The following is a 19,517-nucleotide window of genomic DNA, read 5'->3' as shown; positions in this document are numbered from 1 at the left end:
TCCGAGGTCAGCAATTCACACAACAGCGGCCGGGGTGCGGAGCCATCGCTCCGCACCCCGGCCGCTGTGGATCCAGGCCTGGATGCGTCTCTAGTTGAACGAGTCGCCGCAGGCACACGAGCCGCCCGCGTTCGGGTTGTCGATCGTGAAGCCCTGCTTCTCGATCGTGTCCACGAAGTCGATGACCGCACCCTGCAGGTACGGCACGCTCATCCGGTCCACCCCGACCCGCAGCCCGTTGAAGTCGCGGTAGATGTCGCCGTCGAGCGAGCGGTCGTCGAAGAACAGCTGGTAACGCAGGCCAGAGCAGCCGCCCGGCTGCACCGCGATGCGCAGGTGCATGTCATCGCGCCCCTCCTGGTCCAGCAGCGCCTTCGCCTTGACCGCGGCCGCCTCAGTCAGCTCCACGCCATGCGTCTGCTCAGTGGTGGTGGTGCTGTTGTCGACCGACATCTGCTCTCCCTCGCCGTTCGCTCACGTAGCGGGTCCTCACCCGTCCAACGCCAAAAACAACACAAGCGTTGTCCTGAATGTTCCGCCCCGCGCTGTTGCCTGTAGTTCATGGTGACACACGGAATGCTACCCGGGCATCGTGAGGCGCTGCACGAATCGGTGTCGGGCCGGTCAGGCGCTGCCGGGGTTGCGCCACTGGCCGGTCAGGCGCTGCCGGGGGTGCGCCACTGGCCGGCCAGGTGCTCGGCCAGCGCGGCCAGCGTGCCGGCCGGGTCCGCCATCGAGGCCTCCACGCCGCCGGCATGCTCGGACACCGAGTACGCGGCCTCCACCCCGGCGGCCGCCGCCTCCCGCCGGCCGACGCTGACCTGACCGGCCAGCACCAGGCACGGCACGCCCCGGGCGGCCGAGGCCGAGGCGACGGCAGTGATCAGCTTGCCGCGCAGCGACTGCCAGTCGAAGCTGCCCTCGCCGGTGAGCACCAGGTCGGCGCTGTCCAGCGCGGTGTCCAGCCCGGACAGCTCGCGGACCAGGCCGGCCCCGGACACCTGCTCGCCGCCGCAGGCCAGCAGCGCCGCGCCGAGCCCACCGGCCGCCCCGCCGCCCGGCGCGGTGACCAGGTCGGTCAGCTCCCGGTGCACGGCCGTTGCCAGTGCCTCGGCATAGTGCCCCAGCGCCGCGTCCAGCTCAGTCACCGCGTCGGCGTCCGCGCCCTTCTGCGGGCCGAACACCGCCGCCGCGCCGTGCTGGCCGAGCAGCGGGTTGTCCACGTCGGCGGCCAGCACCAGGTGCACCCGCGCTGGCAGTACCGGCGGTCCGGCCAGCGCGGCGCAACGGGCCAGGGCGGCGCCGCCGTCGGGCAGCGGCTCCCCCGCGCCGTCCAGCGGCTGGGCGCCCAGCACGGCGAGCGCGCCGGCACCACCGTCGGTGTTGGACGACCCGCCCAGCCCGACCACGATCCGGGTCACCTCGGGGTCGGCGGCCGCCGCGGCGATCAGCTCGCCGACGCCCCGGCTGCTCGCCGCCCTGGCCACCGCCGGCACGCGGCGCTCACGGGGCACCAGGTGCAACCCGCAGGCCTGGGCGACCTCCACATAGGCGACCTCGCCGACCTTCAGCCAGTGCGCCGACACCGGCTTGCCCTCCAGCGGCCCGGTGACCTGCAGCGGGAGCAGTTCGCCGCCGAGCACCGCATGCAGGACGTCGAGGAAGCCGGTGCCGCCGTCCGCGAGCGGCAGCTCGAGCGTCTCGTCGGCCGGCGCGACCCGGTGCCAGCCCTCGGCGATCGCGGTGGCCGCCTCGGTTGCCGACAGGGTGCCGCCGTACGAATCCGGGGCGATCACAATGCGCACCCGCTGGACGCTACCTGGCCTGTCGAGCCGTATGGTTGACGCTGTGAAGTTTCTGCGCCGCCGCAACTCCGACGACGCGGTCGGGGCGGCTACCTCCGAAGACGGCAGCGAGACCATCACCGATGCCCTCGGCCGGCGGCACACCGCGGGCAAGGGCCGGCCGACCCCGAAGCGCCGTGAAGCGGAGACCAAGCGCCGCGGCCCCGCTCCGCCGCCACCGAAGACCCAGCGCGAGGCCCAGAAGCTGGCCCGCCAGAACCGCGCCAGCCGGGCCGAGCGTCGCCAGGACGCGGCGGGGCGACGGGCCCGGATGCTGGCCGGCGACGAGCGCGCACTGATGCCGAGGGACCGCGGTCCGGTCAAGGCCTACGTGCGTGACGTGGTCGACTCCCGTCGGCACCTGATCGGGCTGTTCATGCCGCTCGCCGCGCTGGTGTTCGTGTCGCTGATCGTGCCGGTCCCCCGGCTGCAGAGCATGGTCAGCCTGTTCTGCATGGCCATGCTCGCCGCGATCGTGCTGGAGGGTGTGCTGCTCGGGCGCCGGGTCACCAGGGCGGCCCGGGAGAAGTTCCCGAAGGAGCAGGTCAGCGGCGTCGCCATCGGCTGGTACTCCTTCAGTCGGGCCAGCCAGCTGCGCAAGCTCCGGGTCCCGAAGCCCCGGGTGAAGATCGGCGCCGAGGTCTGACCCGGCCGACCGGCTGACCGGCGGGCGGGGGCCCCTGGCCGGGCGTAGGGTCCGAATCATGGAGTTCCGTCGCCTCGGCCGAAGTGGCCTCACCGTCAGCGCCATCTCCTACGGCAACTGGATCACCCACGGTGGTCAGGTCGAGGAGGACCAGGCGGTGTCCTGCGTGCGCGCCGCCCTCGACGCGGGCATCACCACCTTCGACACCGCCGACGTCTACGCCGGTACCCGGGCCGAGGCGGTGCTCGGCCGCGCGCTGGCCGGTCAGCGCCGGGAGGGTCTGGAGATCTTCACCAAGGTCTACTTCCCGACCGGCACCGGACAGAACGACCGGGGGCTCGGCCGCAAGCACATCACCGAGTCGATCCACAACTCGCTGCGCCGCCTCGGCACCGACTACGTGGACCTCTACCAGGCACACCGCTACGACTCCAGCACCCCGCTGGAGGAGACCATGTCGGTGTTCGCCGACCTGGTGCACAGCGGCAAGGTGCTCTACATCGGCGTGTCCGAATGGAATCCCGAGCAGATCGCGGCCGGCGCCGAACTGGCCCGTGAGCTGCGGATCCCGCTGATCTCGAACCAGCCGCAGTACTCCATGCTCTGGCGGGTCATCGAGCCGGCCGTGGTGCCCACCTGCGAGCGCGAGGGAATCTCCCAGATCGTCTGGTCGCCGATCGCGCAGGGGGTGCTGACCGGCAAGTACCGGCCCGGCGCCGCCCCACCCGAGGGGTCCAGGGCCACCGACGAGACCTCCGGTGGCGCGCAGATGATCTCCCGGTGGCTGCGCGAGGACGTGCTGACCCGGGTCCAGGAACTGCGTCCGCTGGCCGCCGAGGCCGGGCTGAGCATGGCGGCCTTCGCGGTGGCCTGGGTGTTGCAGAACAAGAACGTGGCCTCGGCCATCGTCGGCGCCACCCGGCCCGAGCAGATCAAGGACAACGTGGCCGCCGCCGGTGTGACATTGGACGCCGAACTGCTGCACCGGGTCGACCAGGTGCTCGGTGACGTGCCGCAGCGCGATCCGGAGCGGGTCGGCTAGGCCGGACAGGCCCGGCCCTCGGCGTCCGGCTCAGCCACCTCGTTCGGAGGTGCTCAGCCTGCCCGGGTCGGAGGTGCTCGCGCGAAAACTGTCGGACCCCGCTGGCACGCTGTCGGCCATGTCACACAGCACCCCGCCGGTCGCCCTGACCGCGGCCCCGCCCTACGAGCTGGCCCTCTCCGTGCGCGCGATGTCCGGTTTCGCCCCGTGCGCCGGCGAGCAGCAGGTCAGCGCCGGCACCGTGCGTAAGGCCGTTGCGCTCACCGGCGGGCGCGCGGTGGTCGCCGAGATCGGCCCGGCCGGCGGGGGCGTCTCGTTGGTCGTGCACAGCGCCGGCCCGGTCACCGCCTCGGAACACCAGGAGGTGGCCACCTCGGTCAGCCGCTGGCTGTCCCTTGCCGACGACCCGACGTCGTTCCTGGCCTCGGCCAGGGCTGATCCGGCGATGGCGCCGGTGCTCGCCGAGACCGAGGGCCTGCACCAGCTCCGGTTCGTCAGTGTGGCCGAGGGGGCCTGCTACTTCGTGCTCGCGCAGCGCACCTCGCAGGTCCAGGCCGGCGGGCGCAAACGGCGGTTGGCAGGTGTCTACGGCCCGGTCCTCGAGCTCGACGGCACCAGTTACCGGGCCTTCCCCACGCTCGACCGCCTCGCCGGGCTGACCGTGGGCGAGCTCGCGCCGTTCACCGCGAACCTGCGCCAGTCCGAGTACCTGGCCGCCGTGCTCGACCGGCTGGCGAGCTGGCCGGCCGAGTGGGGCTATCAGGCGCCGACCAACCAGCTGCTCGCCGAGTTGCGGCGCGTCCGGGGCGTGGGTGAGTTCACCGCGAGCGGGATCGCGCTGCGGGTGTTCGGCCGGTTGGACGTGGTGCCGGCGCCGCTGCCGGCGTTCACCAGGGCGATCGATGCGCTGTACGGCCCAGGGGTCTCGATGTCCGACCTGGCCGCGCGCTACGGCGACCAGATCGGGCTCTGGGGCTACCACGTCCGGACCGGGCTGAGCTGGCTCGGCGACCCGGGCGGCGCCGGCCGGGATGCTCCGGTCAGCCTTGCTCGTGCAGGCTCATCGGCCCGTACACCTCAGCGTCACCGTCGAGCAGGGTAACGGCGTGGACGCCGTCGTCCAGCAGCTCCGGCCAGACGTCGGTGAACCAGGACTCCGCTTCGGCCTGGTCGGAGAAGCTCTCGTCAGGACCGGTGGTCTGCTCGCCCGCATCGTCCAGGTATCGCCAGCGGAAGGTCACAGGTGCGGACGGTAGCGTGCCCGGGTGCCAGATGCCGCGCGACGCACCCTTGTTCTCGGCGGCACCCGGTCCGGCAAGTCGGCGCACGCCGAAGGATTGCTGCCCGCTGATCTGCCGGTCCGGTACGTGGCCACCGGGCGGACCCGGCCGGACGACCCGGAGTGGACCGCGCGGATCGACGCGCACCGGTCCCGGCGACCGGCCGGCTGGCTGACCGTGGAGACCTCGGACCTGGTCGGCGAGTTCGCGCGGTCGGCCGACGCATCGCTGCTGGTCGACGACCTGGCCACCTGGCTGACCGGGGTCCTGGACGATGCCGCCGCCTGGGACGGCGCCCCGGAGGCACTGGCGGTGGCCGGCGCCGAGGTGGACGCGCTGGTGGACGCGGTCGGCCGGTGCCCGGGTCGGCTGGTGCTGGTGTCCGCCGAGGTCGGGCTGGGCGTGGTGCCGGCAACCCGGTCCGGCCGGCTGTTCCGCGACGAGCTCGGCGCGCTGAATGCCCGGCTGGCCCAGGTCTGCGACGAGGTCCTGCTGCTGGTGGCCGGCATCCCGCTGCGGCTGCGCTGAGTGTGGGCCGGGCCCGGCCGCGGCTGGTGTCCCGCCGGAGCACAGCCCCGGGTGCCGCGCCCGCGGCGAAGTCGACGATGCTGGACGCATGGTGGAGTTTCCGGCGATCGCGCCTCCCGACGAGCTGACCGGCCAGCAGGCGCGGGCCCGGCACGCCCAGCTGACCAAACCCGCGGGCTCACTCGGCCGGCTCGAGCAGGTGGGTGTGTGGTTGGCGGCCTGCCAGGGTCACTGCCCGCCCCGGCCGCTGGCCCGGCCCCGGGTGGTGGTGTTCGCCGGTGACCACGGGGTGGCCCGGCACGGCGTCTCCGCCTACCCGCCCGAGGTCACCGGCCAGATGGTGTCGAACTTCCTCGCCGGCGGCGCGGCGGTGAACGTGCTCGCCTCGGTCGCCGGCGCCACCGTGCGGGTGGTTGACCTCGCTGTCGACTCCCCCGCCGAGGTCGCGCAGGCGCTGCCGGCTCAGGTGACCCGGTACAAGGTGCGTCGGTCCAGCGGCCGTATCGACATCGAGGACGCGCTGAGCCAGGACGAGGTCGAGGCCGCCGTGGCCGCCGGTCGGGCGATCGCGGACGAGGAGGTCGACAGCGGTGCCGACCTGCTCATCGCCGGTGACATGGGCATCGGGAACACCACGCCGGCCGCGGTACTCGTCGCGGCGCTGACCGGGGCGGAACCGGTTGCGGTGGTCGGCCGGGGCACCGGGATCGACGACGCCGGCTGGATGCGCAAGGCGGCCGCGATCCGGGACGCGCTGCGCCGGGCCCGCCCGGTGGTCCGGGAGCCGCTGGCCCTGCTGCGTACCGCGGGTGGCGCCGACCTGGCCGGCATGGCGGGATTCCTCGCCCAGGCCGCGGTCCGGCGCACCCCCGTGCTGCTCGACGGCGTGGTCGTCGGAGCGGCCGCACTGGTCGCCGAGGAGCTGGCTCCGGGCGCGAGGGCCTGGTGGTTGGCCGGGCACCGCTCCGTTGAGCCGGCCCACATGCTGACGCTCGAGCACCTCGGGCTGGAGCCACTGCTCGACCTCGGGATGCGGCTCGGCGAGGGTTCCGGGGCGCTCACCGCGCTGCCGCTGGTGTTGATGGCCGGCCGGGTACTGGCGGAGATGGCCACTTTCGCCGACGCGGGCGTGAGCGAGACGCCGGCCGCCGAGTCCGGGGCCGGCGAACCCGGGGCCGCCGAGTCCGGGGCCGGCGAACCCGCAGCCAGCGAGCCCGCGGCCGCCGAGCCCGCTGCCCGCGAACCCGCAGCCAGCGAGCCCCCGGCCGCCGAGCCCGCTGCCCGCGAACCCGCAGCCAGCCAGCCCGCAGCCGCAGAGCCCGGGGCAGCCGAGTCGCGGGATCGCGTCGCGCCCGACCCCACCGGCCCCGCCGAGCAGGTCTCCGGCTGACCGGTGGGCGGCTTGCGGCTGGCTCTGAGCTGGCTCACCGTGCTGCCGGTGCCGGGCCCCGCCACGGTGGACCGGCGGGTGGCCGCGTCGGCGATCCGCTGGGCGCCGGCAGCGGGCGTGCTGCTGGGCGGGTCCGCGACCGCACTGCTGTACGGGCTCGGTTGGCTGGGCGTGCCGGCCGTGGTGGCCGCGTTGCTGGTGCTGGCGGCCTTGGCCCTGGCTACCAGGGGCATGCACCTGGACGGGCTGGCCGACACCGCCGACGGGCTGGGCTGCTACGGGCCGCCGGAGCGCGCGCTCACCGTGATGCGGGACGGCGGAGCGGGACCGTTCGCGGTGGTCACGCTCGTGCTGACGCTCGGCTTGCAGGCCGGTGCGCTGGCCCGGCTGGCGGCTGAACCGGGGCGCTGGCCGGCGGTGCTGCTCGCCGTGGTCGCCGGCCGCTGCGCGTTCGCCTGGTGCTGCCGGCGCGGGGTGCCGGCGGCCCGGCCTGACGGGCTGGGCGCTCTGGTCGCCGGTACCCAGCCGTGGCCGATCGGGGCGCTGGCCATGCTCGTGCTGGCCGCCGCCGCGGTCACCGCCGTACCGACCCGCCCCTGGCAGGGGCCGCTGGCGGTACTACTCGCCGCCGCCCTGGTGGTCGGGCTGTCCGCGCACACCCGGCGCCGGTTCGGCGGTGTCACGGGGGACGTTCTCGGCGCCGCGGCCGAACTCGCCACCACCGTCGTCCTCGTGGTCACCGCCACCGCCTAGGCGCACCCAGGGCCGCCGCCCCCGGGCCGCCGCCCCTGGTTGGGGCCGGCACAGACCTGGTCATGGCCGCACAGACCATGCAAGGTCTGTGCGGCCCGCACCCGGTCTGTGCCAGCCACACGCGGTACGGCCCGTGCGGCCCGTGCGGCCCCGCAGGCCGGGGGTCCTAGGCGCTGACGCGGGCCTGGGTCAGCGGCTGCATCCAGTGGTGCGGGTCCGGACCGGTGCCGAGCTGGATCTCGGTGAGCAGCGCGCGGAGCCGCGTGGTGACCGGGCCGGGCGTGCCGTCGCCGATCCGCACGGTGCCGCCGTTGTGCTTGACCGCACCGATCGGGCTGATCACCACGGCGGTGCCGGACCCGAACACCTCGGTGATGCGGCCGTCGGCCGCGCCCTCCAGCCACTCCTGACCGGACACCTGCCGCTCGCTGACCCGCAGACCCAGCTCCCGGGCCAACACCAGCAACGAGTCCCGGGTGATCCCGGCCAGGATGCTGCCGGACAGCTCAGGGGTGACCAGCTCGGCATCGTCCCCGGAGCCGAAGACGAAGAACAGGTTGTTGCTGCCCATCTCCTCGATCCAGCGGCGCTCGCCGGCGTCCAGGTACGCGACCTGGGCGCAGCCGTTCGCGGCGGCCTGCTTCTGCGGCAGCAGCGAGGCCGCGTAGTTGCCGCCCGCCTTCGCGCCGCCGGTGCCGCCCGGCGAGGCCCGCGTGTAGTCGGTGGCCAGCCACACGTCGACCGGCTTGATCCCGCCGGTGAAGTACGGCCCGGCCGGCGAGGCGATCAGCAGGTACAGGTACTCCGCCGCCGGCCGCACCCCCAGCCCCACCTCGGTGGCGATCAGGAACGGCCGCAGGTACAGCGACTCCTCGCCGCCGGCCGCCGGCACCCACGCCTCGTCGACGCTCATCAGCTCGGCCAGGGACTGCAGGAACAGCTCCTCGGGCAACGGCGGCATGGCCATTCGGTTGGCCGAGACCTGGAACCGCGCCGCGTTGGCGTCGGCGCGGAACGAGGCCACCGAACCGTCCGGTTGGCGGTACGCCTTCAGCCCCTCGAAGATCTCCTGGCCGTAGTGGAACACCATCGCGGCCGGGTCGAGGGACAGCGGCCCGTACGGCACTACCTCCGCGTCGTGCCAGCCCTGGCCCTCGCTCCACCGAATGGTCACCATGTGATCGGTGAAGTACCGGCCGAAGCCGGGGTCGGCCAGAATCTCCGCGCGACGCTGCGCGGTCGCGGGCGCGGGGTTCAGCGTGCGGGTGAACGTGGGCAGCGGGCTGGTGCTCATACGTGCACGGTAGCCGGAGTAGCAACTCCGATGGTTGGACCTCCCACTGCATGGACACTTTGGTGGTATTCGGTCGGCAAACAGACCAGAACGGCCCGGCCACCACCCCTTACCAGGCAGTAATGCCGGATGGGCTAGCGATTTCCACAACATGGACCTGCCGAATCACCCATACGTCACGGAGAATGCAAGTTGTCAAGGCAACTTTGGTGGTGGAGGTCGGCGCGGTGCTGGAGGACGGCTCGGTTCGGGGTTTCAGCATCGGCATGGCCGCGCTGCTGGAGGACCTCGGCTCCGAACAGGCCCCCAAGGGATGGGCCGGCTCGACGTCCGACCTGGCCAGGGCCGCGCGGCTGAAGCAGACGCTGGCCGTGCAACAGGCCCGCGGCGGCTCCCTCGAGGAGGCCTGCGACAGCGTCTCGGGCGTCGTGCGGATCTACCGCCGACTGGCCAAGTCCGAACCGACCCGCTACCACCCCGAGCTCGCGCTGGCGCTGACCGCCTGGGGGCTGTGGTCCTCCCGGCTGGCCCGCCGCGAGGAGGCCGCGGCCGCCCTGTCCAGCGCGGTCGAGCTGTACCGCGAGCTCGTCGCCCGGCACAGCAGGTTGCGGGTGATGCACCGGATCCGGCTGCGGGTCGGGATGGCCGTTGCACTGAGCAACCTCGGCCTGGCCCGCTCCGAGCTCGGCGAGCACGACGCGGCCACCGCGGCGGCGGAGGAGTCCATCCTGACGCTGCGCCGGCTGCACGCGCACAACGCGCTGTACCGGATGCTGGCCAGGAGCAACCCGGTCGGTTTCGAACACTGCCTTGCCGCCGCGCTGAACAACTTCGGCCTGGTGCTCGCAGCCCGGGGCGATCTGGACCAGGCCTGCGAACTCGCCCAGCAGACCACTGACAGCTACCGCCGGCTGGCCGGCCTTGCTCCGGTGGTGTTCGAGTCCGAGCTGGCCCGCGCGCTGCACAACCTGGGGCTGGCCGCGGCTGAGGTCGGCCGGCTCGACACCGCGCTGGCCGCCACCCAGGAGTCCGTCTATCTGCACCGGTTCCTGGCGCCGGCCGACCCGGTGGGCCACCGCCAGCAACTCGGTCGGGCGCTGTGTGCGTTCGCCCGGGTCCGCGCGGCCTGTGGGCGCGACCTCACCGAGGCGCTGGCGGCGGCCGAAGAGGCGGTGACCCTGCACGAGGCGCTCGCCGCGACCCAACCGCAGGCGTTCAGCGGCGACCTGCACGCCGCCTACCGCACGGTCTCCCAGGTACGCGCCGCACGGGCCCGGGGCACCGAGGGCCCTGCCCAACCGGCCGGCGACGGTCCCGATCGGGACCCCGCGACCTGAGTCACCGGCGCCGACGCCCGGGCCGGTGTACCGGACGCGGGACGGCTCACCGGACGTGGGACGGCACGAACGGCAGCGGCTGCACGACGCACTCGAGCGCCCGGCCACGCACGTCCACGCTGACCACATCGCCCTTCTTCAGGCCGGCCGAGGTGTCCAGCAGCGCGAGCGCGATGCCGGCCCGCAGCGTCGGGGAGAACGTGCCCGAGGTGGTCGACCCCACCGGCGTGCCACCGGCCAGCACCGTCATCCCCGGCCGCGGCACCCCCCGACCGGTCGCCCGCAGCCCGGTCAACCGGCGCCCCGGCCCGTCCCGCCGCTCGGCGAGCAGCGCGTCCCGCCCCCAGAACTCAGGTTTGTCCCAGCCGACCGCCCAGCCGCATCGGGCCTGCACCGGGGTGATCTCCGGGCTCAGGTCCTGGCCGTGCAGCGGGTAGCCCAGCTCGGTGCGCAGGGTGTCCCTGGCGCCCAGCCCGCAGGCCCGGCCGCCACGTGCCTGTGCCGCCACCAGCAACCGGTCCCAGAGCGGCGGCGCGGCCTCCGCATCGAGCACCAGTTCGTAACCGTGCTCACCGGTGTAACCGGTCCGGCAGACCCGCACCGGACCGCCACCGGCCGATACCTGGCTCGTCAGCCCGGCCGACTCGATGCTGACGTCCTGGAATGCCATGTAGTCCAGCTCGGTGGGCAGCCCGACCGCATCCAGCACGGCCGCCGAGTGCGGGCCCTGCACCGCGAGCACCGCCAGCTCGGAGTGCCGGTCGGTGACCCGCACCCCGTCCGGGGCGGCGGCGGTCAGCCGCTCGAGCACCGTCGCCGCGTTGGCCGCGTTCGGCATCACCAGCAGTTCGTCGTCGCGCACCCGGTAGGCGATCAGGTCGTCGAGCACACCGCCGTCCTCGGCGCAGCACAGCGTGTACTGCGCCTGACCGTCGCCGATCCGCTCCAGATCGTTGGTGAAGCAGCGGTTGACGAACGCGACCGCGGCCGGACCGGTGATCGACGCGGTGCCGAGGTGGCTGACGTCGAACACGCCGACCGCATCCCGCACCGCGGTGTGCTCGGCGAGCACCCCGCCGTCGGGATACGAGATGGGCATCGTCCAGCCGCCGAACGGACCCAGCACCGCGTCCAGCGCGACGTGCCTGGTGTGCAGCGGGCTGTGCCGGAGATCACCGTCGGAGGAAGTCACCGGCGGCACGCTACCCGCCGGTGGTGCCGTCCGGTGCCAACCCGCCGGTACCACCTTCCGGTGCCAATCCGCTGACACCACCGTCCGGCGCCACGCCGCCCTCCCCGGCCGGCACTCCGCCGGTACTACCGGCCAGTGCCAACCCGCCGTCACCGCCGGCGCCCGAGGAGCGCAGTCCGCCACCGACGCCCGGCGGGAGCACCCCGTCAGCGGGCGCGGGCCGGGCGGCCCGTCGGGCCAGCGCGGTGCTGAGCAGACAGCCGGCCACCAGCACCACCGCCGTGATCAACACCTGGGTACGCGGCAGCAGCACGGCCAGCCCGAGGCAGAGCGGCGCCCCGAGCATCGAGGTCCAGGCCGGCCAGCGCCGGGTGCCCGAGGGCAGCCGCAGCGCGGCGAGGTTGACCAGCGCGAAGTAGACCAGCGCGGCGCAGGCGGCCAACGCCACCGCCATGACGGGGCCGCTCAGCATCACGACCAGCACCGCGCCGGCCGCCACGACCAGCTCCGCGATCCACGGGACGCCGCGCGCGCCGAGCGGGCCGACCCGACGGGGCAGGTCACGGTGCCGGGACATCGCCGACGCGGTACCGCCCGCCCCGGCCAGCAGCCGGAACAGCGCGCACGCTGTGGCGGCCGCGGCCCCGGCCCGGACCAGCACACCGACGGCCGGGGTGTCGCTGCCCCCGACAGCGGCGGCCAGCGGGGCCGTCTCGATGGCCAGCCGGGGGATGTCCAGGGTGTGTACGAGCGCGGCCGCCACCACGAGATAGCTCACCAGGGCGAGGAGCAGCAAGACCAGGAGCGCCCACCGCGCGCCCCGCTCCCCCGGCCGGACGACCGGCGGCCTCGGCAGCGGAACCGCGAGCTGCACCGCCGGCTGGCTCGGTGGCTGGCCGGACTGGAACGCCGAGCCGAATCCCGCGAACCCGAAGAAGACCAGCCCGGCCGCGGTGAGTACACCCAACAGGTTGACCGGGTACGCCGCCCGCACCGCGTCCTCGGCGGACAGCGGGAGCGCGCCGGCCCCGGGCGCCCCGCCGGGCATCACCGAGTCGCCGGCCGCACCCTCCGCCATCCCGGTCACCGACCAGTCCGCCGGTACGTGCCGGGTCAGTCCGATCAGCACCACCACGACGAGCACGACGAACACGCTGGGCACCAACACCCACGCGCCGCGCACCGTCCAGCGCAGCCCGGACACGTTCAGCGCGCAGACCACGACGATCAGCGGCACCGCCACCAGCCTCGGGTGGCCGGGCAGCACGTAGTTGGCGAAGACCAGGCCGGCGGCCGCCGCCGCCGCCGCGCCGGCCAGCAGTGCGGCGACACCGGCGACCCGCCCGACCCAGGGCGCGAGCAGCTCCCGCCCGTAGCGGTAGCCCGCGCCGGGACCGGGATCCTCGGCCGCAAGGTCGGCCTCGGCGAACGCACTGGCCGCCGCCACGGCGGCGGCCAGGAGGACGGCCAGCGGCAGCCATGCGCCGGCCGACCTCGCCGCGGGGGCGAACACGATGAACACCCCGGTGCCCAGCATCGCGGCGAGTCCGAGCACGACGGCGTCGGCCGATCCGTGTCGTCGTCGTGGCTCTACGGGCATTTCATCAGCCTCGCATCGGACATCGCCCGTTCGGACGCACGCCGGTGTCATTAGCATTTCGAACAGGAGTCGATCCGCATTGTCCGGCCGGATCGGCGCCCGGACCGTCTCGTTGCGGCACCGCAGCCCGCCGCAGCCGCACCCATGAGGAGTCACGTGAGCGCCCCCGAATTCAGCTTGGTCACCGGATCCGCCGCGACCGCCGAGGCAGACGCGCTGATTGTCGGCCTACGCACCGGCGACGACGGGCCGGTACTGGCCGGCGGCGCCGAGGATGTGGTGGCCGCCTTCAGCGAGGCAGGTGGTCTGCTCGAGCTGCTGACGCTGGCCGGCGCCTCCGGCAAGGCCGACGAGGTCGTCAAGCTGCCGTCCCGGGGTGCGGTGAGCGCCGCGCTGGTGGTCGGGGTCGGGCTGGGTGCCGCCAAGGCGGGTCAGGACGCCGCCGCGGCCGCCGAACAGGTGCGGCGGGCCTCCGGCTCGGCCGCACGGGCGCTGGCCGGCACCGGCCACGTGGTCAGCACGCTGGCCCGGCTGGACCTCGCGGCGACCGTCGAAGGCAGCCTGCTCGGCGCGTACACGTTCACCACGTACAAGACCAACGGCGCCGGCAAGGAGCCGGTGGGCAACTTCGGGCTGCTCGTCGAGAAGTCGGACGAGGAGTCGACCGACGCACTGACGCGCGCTGTCGCCATCGCCGGGGCGGTACGCACCGCCCGCAACCTGATCAATACGCCGCCCAACGACCTGTTCCCGGCCAGCTTCGCCGACCGGGCCGCCGACATCGGCGCCGGTGCCGGGCTGGAGGTCGAGGTGCTCGACGAGCGCGAGCTGGCCGACGGCGGCTACGGCGGTGTGCTCGGCGTGGGCATCGGCTCGTCGCGGCCGCCCCGGCTGGTCCGGCTGCGCTGGTCCGGTGGCGACTCGCCGCGCGCCTCGGTGGCACTGGTCGGCAAGGGCATCACGTTCGACACCGGCGGTATCTCGATCAAGCCGGCCGCCAACATGGACCACATGACCTCGGACATGTCCGGGGCCGCCGCGGTGATCGCCACGGTCGCACTGGCCGCCGAGCTGCGGCTGCCGATCACGGTGACCGCGACCGTGCCGATGGCCGAGAACATGCCGTCCGCCACGGCGTACCGCCCGGGCGACGTGCTGACCATGTACGGCGGCAAGACCGTCGAGGTGCTCAACACCGACGCCGAGGGCCGACTGGTCCTGGCCGATGCCATCGTCCGGGCCGCCGAGGACTCCCCCGACTACCTGATCGAGACCTCCACGCTGACCGGCGCCCAGATGGTCGCGCTGGGCAACCGGACGGCCGGCGTGATGGGTAGCGACGAGTTCCGCGACCGGGTGGCCGCGCACGCCAAGGCCACCGGGGAGGGCGGCTGGGCGATGCCGCTGCCCGAGGAGCTGCGCGGCGACCTCGACTCCCGGCTGGCCGACCTGGCCAACGTCACCGGTCACCGCTGGGGCGGCATGCTCGCGGCCGGACTGTTCCTCCGCGAGTTCGTGGCGGACGGGCTGCCCTGGGCGCACATCGACATCGCCGGGCCGTCCTTCAACAGCGGCGGACCGTGGGGCTACACGGGCAAGGGCGGCACCGGGGTGCCGGTCCGCACCCTGGCCGCCGTGCTGACCGACATCGCGGAAAACGGCTGAGCGGAAAACGGCTGAGCGGAAAACGGCTGAGCGCGCGGGGCGGCGCACCGTAGCGTCGCCCCATGGCGCGCGCCCACCGCTACACCGTCGAGGTCACCTGGACCGGCAACACCGGCACCGGCACGTCCGGCTACCGGGACTTCAGCCGCGACCACGAGGTGCGCGGCGACGGCAAGCCGGTGCTGCCGGGTTCCTCGGACCCGGCGTTCCGGGGCGACCCGGGCCGGTACAACCCGGAGGAGCTGCTGGTCGCCGCGCTGTCGCAGTGCCACCTGCTGTGGTTCCTGCACCTGGCCGCCACCGCCGGCGTGGTGGTGACCGGGTACACCGACCGTCCCGAGGGCACCATGACCGAGAACGCGGACGGTGCCGGCGAATTCACCGAGGTCGTCCTGCGGCCGGCGGTGACGGTTGCCGATCCGGGCATGGTCGACGCGGTGCCGGGCCTGCACGAACGGGCGCACCAGATGTGCTTCATCGCCCGCTCGGTGAACTTTCCGGTCCACCATCAGCCGAGCACCAGCGCCGCCGACTCGGCGGTGTAGCCCCGCGCCCGTCCGGTGGCGTCGGTGGCCGGCGCAGTCGGTCGGCGGCAGCGGTGGCCGGCGCCAGCGGTGGCCGGCGCCAGCCGTGGCCTGGGGACAGCTCGGCGGCGACGTCGGGCACCCCGCGTGGACGTCGCGCACCTCGCACCGTGCGCGACGTCCACGGGAGATGCGCGACGTGGTGTCGCACGGTGCGCGGGAAGTACGCGAGGTGCGCGGGAACCGCGCGAGCTAGGCGACGTGGCGCCTCAAGGTGCGCGACGCCCTCGCAAAGTGCGCGGGCACCACGCGACGTGCGCGACGCCCACCTGCGATACGCGGCGGCGACGCCCACGCGCGACGCCCACGCGCGGCGGCGACGACCACGCGCGACGCCGTCGACCACGGTCTCGGCGTGCCGGCTACCCCGACCGGCTCCCCACCGGACGACCCGCTCAGCGGTCGAACTCGCGGCGCCGCTCACGGTCGCGCAACACCCGCTGCCGGGCGTCGTAGTCGCGCATCCGCTTCGGGTAGCCGAGCAGTTGCACGTCGTAGATCGGGATGCCCAGCGAGCGGGCCAGCTTGCGGGCGGCGGCCGGGCCGCTCACCCGCCGTCGGGTCCACTCCCCGTCCTTGGCCACCAGGAGCACCGTGGTTTCGGTCACCATGGTCCTCGGTTCGATGAACGCCTCGACCCCGAGCCGGGCACCGGCCCAGGCGCGGAGATGGTCGCTGTCACCGGTGCTCGCCCGCCGTCGCACTCCACCGCCAGCGGCGCCTCCCCGCATTCGATCCCACAGGCTCATCCGCGCACCATCCGCGATCTTGTTCCGCTAGAGCTGATGTTGGTTCAACGTTCCGGACGCGCCGTTTTCTCCCGGCGCCGCATTGGTGACAAGATGACTGAGAACCTGCCCGCGATTCAGGGAGTGCGAAGTGGCCGACAGCACCGCCGACCTGGTGATCCTCGGAGGCGGATCGGGCGGGTACGCCTGCGCGCTGCGCGCGGCCGAACTCGGCCTCTCCGTGGTCCTGGTCGAGAAGGACAAGCTCGGGGGTACCTGCCTGCACCGGGGTTGCATCCCCACGAAGGCGCTGCTGCATGCCGCCGAGGTCGCTGACGCGGCCCGCGACGGCGACCAGATCGGCGTCAAGAGCTCCCTGGCCGGGATCGACATGGCCGGCGTCAACAGCTATAAGGACGGCGTGATCGGCCGGCTCTACAAGGGCCTGCAGGGGCTGGTCAGTTCGCGCGGGATCACCTACGTGGAGGGCAGCGGCACCTTCGTCGGCCCGAATGTGGTCGAGGTCGACGGGCAGCGCTACACCGGCCGCAATGTCGTGCTGGCCACCGGCAGCTACGCGAAGAGCCTGCCGGGCCTGGAGATCGGCGGTCGCGTCATCACCAGCGACCAGGCGCTCACCCTGGACGTCGTGCCGGACCGGGTCGTGGTGCTCGGCGGCGGGGTGATCGGCGTGGAGTTCGCCAGTGTGTGGCGCAGCTTCGGTGCCCAGGTCACCGTGGTCGAGGCGTTGCCGAGACTGGTGCCGAACGAGGACGAGTTCGCCTCCAAGCAGTTGGAGCGGGCCTTCCGCCGCCGCAAGATCACCGCCAAGACCGGCGTCAAGTTCACCGGCGCCAAGCAGACCGACGACGGCGTGACGGTGACGCTGGAGTCCGGCGAGTCGCTGGAGGCCGACCTGCTGCTGGTCGCCGTCGGCCGCGGGCCCAACACGGCGGGTCACGGCTACGAGGAGGCCGGGGTCACCATGGACCGGGGCTTCGTGATCACCGACGAGCGGCTGCGCACGAACCTGGAAGGCGTGTACGCGGTCGGCGACATCGTGCCCGGCCTGCAGCTCGCCCACCGCGGCTTCCAGCAGGGCATCTTCGTCGCCGAGGACATCGCGGGGCTGAACCCGGTGGTCTTCGAGGACGCCGGCATCCCGAGGGTCACCTACTGCGAACCCGAGGTCGCCTCGGTCGGGCTCACCGAGGCACAGGCCAAGGAGCGCTTCGGCGAGGTGCAGACCCTGGTCTACGACCTGGCCGGCAACGGCAAGAGCCAGATCCTGCGCACCGCCGGCGCGGTGAAGCTGGTCAAGGCGGGCGCGGCAGGTACCCCCGGCCCGGTGGTCGGGGTGCACATGGTCGGTGCCCGCGTCGGCGAGCTGATCGGCGAGGCCCAGCTGATCTACAACTGGGACGCCCACGCCGAAGACGTAGCACCGCTGATCCACGCCCACCCCACCCAGACCGAAGCACTCGGCGAGGCGCACCTCGCGCTCGCCGGCAAGCCCCTACACACCCACGGCTAGGCCGCCGCAGCCGGCATCCCGCCGTCCCCGGCATCCGCGCACAGCGGCACAGACCAACGAGGAGTCAGAAGCAACCATGGCCTTCTCCGTCCAGATGCCCGCGCTCGGCGAGAGCGTCACCGAGGGCACCGTGACCCGGTGGCTCAAGCAGGAGGGCGACCACGTCGACGTCGACGAGCCGCTCCTCGAGGTGTCCACCGACAAGGTCGACACCGAGATCCCGTCCCCGGCCGCCGGCACACTCGAGCGCATCGTGGTGGCCGAGGACGAGACCGTCGAGGTCGGCGCGGAGCTGGCGGTGATCGGCGACGGCGCGAGCGGCGGCGGTGACAGCGGCAGCGGTGACAGCGGCGGCGAGCAGCCGGCACCGTCCGAGGAGCACACCGACGAGTCGGCACCCGCCGAGGACAGCTCCGAGGCCGCCGAGCCCGAGCCCGAACCGGCCGCTGAGCCCGAACCGGCCTCGGCCCAGAGCAGCACATCCTCCGACGCGGGCTCCGGCTCCGGCACCGCGGTGAGCATGCCGGCGCTGGGCGAGAGCGTCACCGAGGGCGTGGTCACCCGCTGGCTCAAGCAGGTCGGCGACCACGTCGACGTCGACGAGCCACTTCTCGAGGTGTCCACCGACAAGGTCGACACCGAGATCCCGTCCCCGGTCGCCGGCACACTGCTGGAGATCTCCGCGGGTGAGGACGAGACGGTGGAGGTCGGCGGCCAGCTGGCCTTGATCGGCGACGGCGGAGCCGGCTCCGGGTCGGGCGGGGCGCCCAGCCAGGCCCCGGCGGCGGAGGCGAAGCCGGAGCCCAAGGCTGAGGAGCCCAAGGCCGAGTCGGGCGGCGGCTCGCCGTGGCGCGAGCCGGAGCAGCGCGCCCCGGCGGCGGCAGCGGCACCGGCAGAGTCTGCGCCGGCACCGGCCGCCGAGGCGGCACCGAAACAGGCCGAGGCACCCGCCGACACCAACGGCTCGGGCCCGGAGGGCGACCCCGGCGGCAGTCCGTACGTCACCCCGCTGGTGCGCAAGCTGGCCTCCGAACACGGCGTCGACCTCACCTCGGTGCACGGCACCGGCGTCGGCGGCCGGATCCGCAAGCAGGACGTGCTGGCGGCGGCGAAGCCGGCCGAGCCCGAGGCGCCGGCAGCCCAGCCCGCCGCACCTGCCGCGGCCCCCGCCGGGGTCGCCGTGGCGAGCAGCGCGCCCGCCGCCGGCGAGCCGTCCGCCGAGGCGGCCGCCCAGCTGCGCGGCACCACCCAGAAGCTGACCCGGCTGCGCGGCGTCATCGCGGAACGCATGGTGGAGTCGCTGCAGGTGTCCGCCCAGCTCACTGCGGTGGTCGAGGTGGACGTCACGCGGGTGGCCCTGCTGCGCCAGCGCGCCAAGGCCGCGTTCCAGGCGCGCGAGGGTGCGAAGCTGACCTTCCTGCCCTTCTTCGTCAAGGCCACCGTCGACGCGCTGAAGCTGTTCCCGCAGCTCAACGCGTCCGTCGACGTCAAGGAGAAGCAGGTCAAATACCACGACGCCGAGCACATCGGCATCGCGGTGGACACCGAGAAGGGCCTGATCGTCCCGGTCCTGCACAACGCCGGCGACCTGAACCTGGCCGGCCTGGCCAGGGGCATCGCCGACCTCGCGCAGCGCACCCGGACAAACAAGATCAAGCCCGACGAGCTGTCCGGTGGCACCTTCACCATCAGCAACATCGGCTCGTTCGGCTCGCTGATCGACACGCCGATCATCAACCAGCCGCAGGTGGGCATCCTCGGTACCGGCGCGGTGGTGAAGCGGCCGGTGGTGATCACCGACGAGTTCGGCCAGGACACCATCGCGATCCGGTCCATCGCCTCGCTGGTGCTGACCTACGACCACCGGCTGGTCGACGGCGCGGACGCCGGTCGGTTCCTGACCGCGGTCAAGCGGCGGATCGAGACCGGCGCCTTCGAGACCGAGGTCGGCCTGTAGTCGTACCCCGGTGGCGGGTGGTCCGGGTCCGGACCACCCGCCACCGGCACGTCTCGGTGACAATGGATGCGCCGGGGTCGAGACCAGGCCGCGCTGTCGGTGACACGGCGTCACACCCAACGAAATGGCGGTGGTTGTGTCCG

Annotated in this window: 17 protein-coding genes and 1 pseudogene; 11 read left to right on the top strand and 7 right to left on the bottom strand. The window is 73.5% G+C overall.

Annotated features, from left to right (window positions below):
• Positions 1–90: 90 nt before the first annotated feature.
• Together ACTXG6_RS21645 and ACTXG6_RS21640 are read right to left on the bottom strand one after the other, a co-directional pair.
• Positions 91–453 carry a HesB/IscA family protein gene (locus ACTXG6_RS21645; protein WP_445189616.1) on the bottom strand — a complete coding sequence of 121 codons (363 nt, stop codon included), beginning with the start codon at positions 451–453 and terminating at the stop codon, positions 91–93.
• Between the two features lie 203 nt (positions 454–656).
• Positions 657–1,805, bottom strand: a complete 1,149-nt coding sequence (locus tag ACTXG6_RS21640; protein ID WP_445189615.1) for a glycerate kinase family protein — start codon at positions 1,803–1,805, stop codon at positions 657–659.
• A gap of 43 nt (positions 1,806–1,848) precedes the next feature.
• Here ACTXG6_RS21640 and ACTXG6_RS21635 point away from each other — a divergent pair, with 43 nt between their 5' ends.
• The 3 genes from ACTXG6_RS21635 to ACTXG6_RS21625 all read left to right on the top strand — a co-directional run bounded on the left by ACTXG6_RS21635 (position 1,849) and on the right by ACTXG6_RS21625 (position 4,634).
• The gene (locus ACTXG6_RS21635; protein WP_445189614.1) at positions 1,849–2,490 is read left to right on the top strand and encodes a DUF3043 domain-containing protein; all 642 of its coding nucleotides are present in this window, start codon (positions 1,849–1,851) and stop codon (positions 2,488–2,490) included.
• 58 nt (positions 2,491–2,548) lie between these two features.
• Positions 2,549–3,532 (top strand): aldo/keto reductase family protein, encoded by a 984-nt coding sequence (locus tag ACTXG6_RS21630; protein WP_445189613.1) that lies wholly within the window; start codon positions 2,549–2,551, stop codon positions 3,530–3,532.
• A gap of 118 nt (positions 3,533–3,650) precedes the next feature.
• Positions 3,651–4,634: a DNA-3-methyladenine glycosylase family protein gene (locus tag ACTXG6_RS21625; protein ID WP_445189612.1), complete on the top strand. Its 984-nt coding sequence runs from the start codon at positions 3,651–3,653 to the stop codon at positions 4,632–4,634.
• On the opposite strand, the gene ACTXG6_RS21620 is transcribed toward ACTXG6_RS21625, so the two are convergent.
• Entirely contained in the window at positions 4,573–4,773 is a 201-nt protein-coding gene (locus ACTXG6_RS21620; RefSeq protein ID WP_445189611.1) for a hypothetical protein, read from the bottom strand. The two genes, ACTXG6_RS21625 and ACTXG6_RS21620, sit on opposite strands and share 62 nt — an antisense overlap.
• Positions 4,774–4,797: 24 nt before the next feature.
• On the opposite strand from ACTXG6_RS21620, the gene ACTXG6_RS21615 reads away from it, so the two are divergent.
• The 3 genes and pseudogenes from ACTXG6_RS21615 (at position 4,798) to cobS (ending at position 7,483) form a co-directional block, all read left to right on the top strand.
• The gene (locus tag ACTXG6_RS21615; protein ID WP_445189610.1) at positions 4,798–5,340 is read left to right on the top strand and encodes a bifunctional adenosylcobinamide kinase/adenosylcobinamide-phosphate guanylyltransferase; all 543 of its coding nucleotides are present in this window, start codon (positions 4,798–4,800) and stop codon (positions 5,338–5,340) included.
• 88 nt (positions 5,341–5,428) lie between these two features.
• Positions 5,429–6,475 (top strand): annotated as a pseudogene (gene cobT, locus ACTXG6_RS21610) (nicotinate-nucleotide--dimethylbenzimidazole phosphoribosyltransferase); the annotation flags it as partial.
• Positions 6,476–6,742: 267 nt separating this feature from the next.
• On the top strand, positions 6,743–7,483 hold the full coding sequence (gene cobS, locus ACTXG6_RS21605; protein ID WP_445189609.1) for an adenosylcobinamide-GDP ribazoletransferase: 741 nt from the start codon (positions 6,743–6,745) through the stop codon (positions 7,481–7,483).
• Positions 7,484–7,649: 166 nt separating this feature from the next.
• Here the strand turns inward: cobS and ACTXG6_RS21600 are convergent, their stop codons facing one another.
• Positions 7,650–8,777, bottom strand: coding sequence for a branched-chain amino acid aminotransferase (locus tag ACTXG6_RS21600; protein WP_445189608.1), 1,128 nt, complete (start codon positions 8,775–8,777; stop codon positions 7,650–7,652).
• Positions 8,778–8,962: 185 nt separating this feature from the next.
• Here ACTXG6_RS21600 and ACTXG6_RS21595 point away from each other — a divergent pair, with 185 nt between their 5' ends.
• On the top strand, positions 8,963–10,114 hold the full coding sequence (locus ACTXG6_RS21595; RefSeq protein WP_445189607.1) for a tetratricopeptide repeat protein: 1,152 nt from the start codon (positions 8,963–8,965) through the stop codon (positions 10,112–10,114).
• 46 nt (positions 10,115–10,160) lie between these two features.
• On the opposite strand, the gene gcvT is transcribed toward ACTXG6_RS21595, so the two are convergent.
• The gene (gcvT, locus tag ACTXG6_RS21590) at positions 10,161–11,306 is read right to left on the bottom strand and encodes a glycine cleavage system aminomethyltransferase GcvT (protein ID WP_445189606.1); all 1,146 of its coding nucleotides are present in this window, start codon (positions 11,304–11,306) and stop codon (positions 10,161–10,163) included.
• A 10-nt stretch (positions 11,307–11,316) separates the two neighbouring features.
• Complete coding sequence (locus ACTXG6_RS21585) at positions 11,317–12,906, bottom strand: hypothetical protein (RefSeq protein ID WP_445189605.1); 1,590 nt, start codon at positions 12,904–12,906, stop codon at positions 11,317–11,319.
• Between the two features lie 156 nt (positions 12,907–13,062).
• Here ACTXG6_RS21585 and ACTXG6_RS21580 point away from each other — a divergent pair, with 156 nt between their 5' ends.
• Together ACTXG6_RS21580 and ACTXG6_RS21575 are read left to right on the top strand one after the other, a co-directional pair.
• Positions 13,063–14,571 carry a leucyl aminopeptidase gene (locus tag ACTXG6_RS21580; protein WP_445189604.1) on the top strand — a complete coding sequence of 503 codons (1,509 nt, stop codon included), beginning with the start codon at positions 13,063–13,065 and terminating at the stop codon, positions 14,569–14,571.
• 62 nt (positions 14,572–14,633) lie between these two features.
• Complete coding sequence (locus tag ACTXG6_RS21575; RefSeq protein WP_445189603.1) at positions 14,634–15,116, top strand: OsmC family protein; 483 nt, start codon at positions 14,634–14,636, stop codon at positions 15,114–15,116.
• A gap of 434 nt (positions 15,117–15,550) precedes the next feature.
• Here ACTXG6_RS21575 and ACTXG6_RS21570 read toward each other — a convergent pair whose 3' ends face one another.
• Positions 15,551–15,904, bottom strand: coding sequence for an oxidoreductase (locus ACTXG6_RS21570; protein WP_445189602.1), 354 nt, complete (start codon positions 15,902–15,904; stop codon positions 15,551–15,553).
• Positions 15,905–16,034: 130 nt separating this feature from the next.
• Here ACTXG6_RS21570 and lpdA point away from each other — a divergent pair, with 130 nt between their 5' ends.
• The gene (lpdA, locus tag ACTXG6_RS21565) at positions 16,035–17,417 is read left to right on the top strand and encodes a dihydrolipoyl dehydrogenase (RefSeq protein ID WP_445189601.1); all 1,383 of its coding nucleotides are present in this window, start codon (positions 16,035–16,037) and stop codon (positions 17,415–17,417) included.
• A 76-nt stretch (positions 17,418–17,493) separates the two neighbouring features.
• A complete protein-coding gene (sucB, locus tag ACTXG6_RS21560) occupies positions 17,494–19,374 on the top strand; it encodes a 2-oxoglutarate dehydrogenase, E2 component, dihydrolipoamide succinyltransferase (RefSeq protein ID WP_445189600.1) in 1,881 nt (626 codons plus the stop codon).
• Positions 19,375–19,517 lie beyond the last annotated feature (143 nt).

Source organism: Pseudonocardia sp. Cha107L01 (genome assembly GCF_052566575.1).
Note: the sequence above shows the minus strand (reverse complement) of the source record. Positions and strands in the feature narration are given on the sequence as shown.

What these genes read in the sequence shown, in the direction of transcription:
- ACTXG6_RS21645 (WP_445189616.1), bottom strand. Translation starts at nt 453, where the DNA reads ATGTCGGTCGACAACAGCACCACCACCACTGAGCAGACGCATGGCGTG.
- ACTXG6_RS21630 (WP_445189613.1), top strand. Translation starts at nt 2,549, where the DNA reads ATGGAGTTCCGTCGCCTCGGCCGAAGTGGCCTCACCGTCAGCGCCATC.
- ACTXG6_RS21625 (WP_445189612.1), top strand. Translation starts at nt 3,651, where the DNA reads ATGTCACACAGCACCCCGCCGGTCGCCCTGACCGCGGCCCCGCCCTAC.
- ACTXG6_RS21600 (WP_445189608.1), bottom strand. Translation starts at nt 8,777, where the DNA reads ATGAGCACCAGCCCGCTGCCCACGTTCACCCGCACGCTGAACCCCGCG.
- ACTXG6_RS21595 (WP_445189607.1), top strand. Translation starts at nt 8,963, where the DNA reads ATGCAAGTTGTCAAGGCAACTTTGGTGGTGGAGGTCGGCGCGGTGCTG.
- ACTXG6_RS21585 (WP_445189605.1), bottom strand. Translation starts at nt 12,906, where the DNA reads ATGCCCGTAGAGCCACGACGACGACACGGATCGGCCGACGCCGTCGTG.
- ACTXG6_RS21575 (WP_445189603.1), top strand. Translation starts at nt 14,634, where the DNA reads ATGGCGCGCGCCCACCGCTACACCGTCGAGGTCACCTGGACCGGCAAC.
- ACTXG6_RS21570 (WP_445189602.1), bottom strand. Translation starts at nt 15,904, where the DNA reads ATGAGCCTGTGGGATCGAATGCGGGGAGGCGCCGCTGGCGGTGGAGTG.
- sucB (WP_445189600.1), top strand. Translation starts at nt 17,494, where the DNA reads ATGGCCTTCTCCGTCCAGATGCCCGCGCTCGGCGAGAGCGTCACCGAG.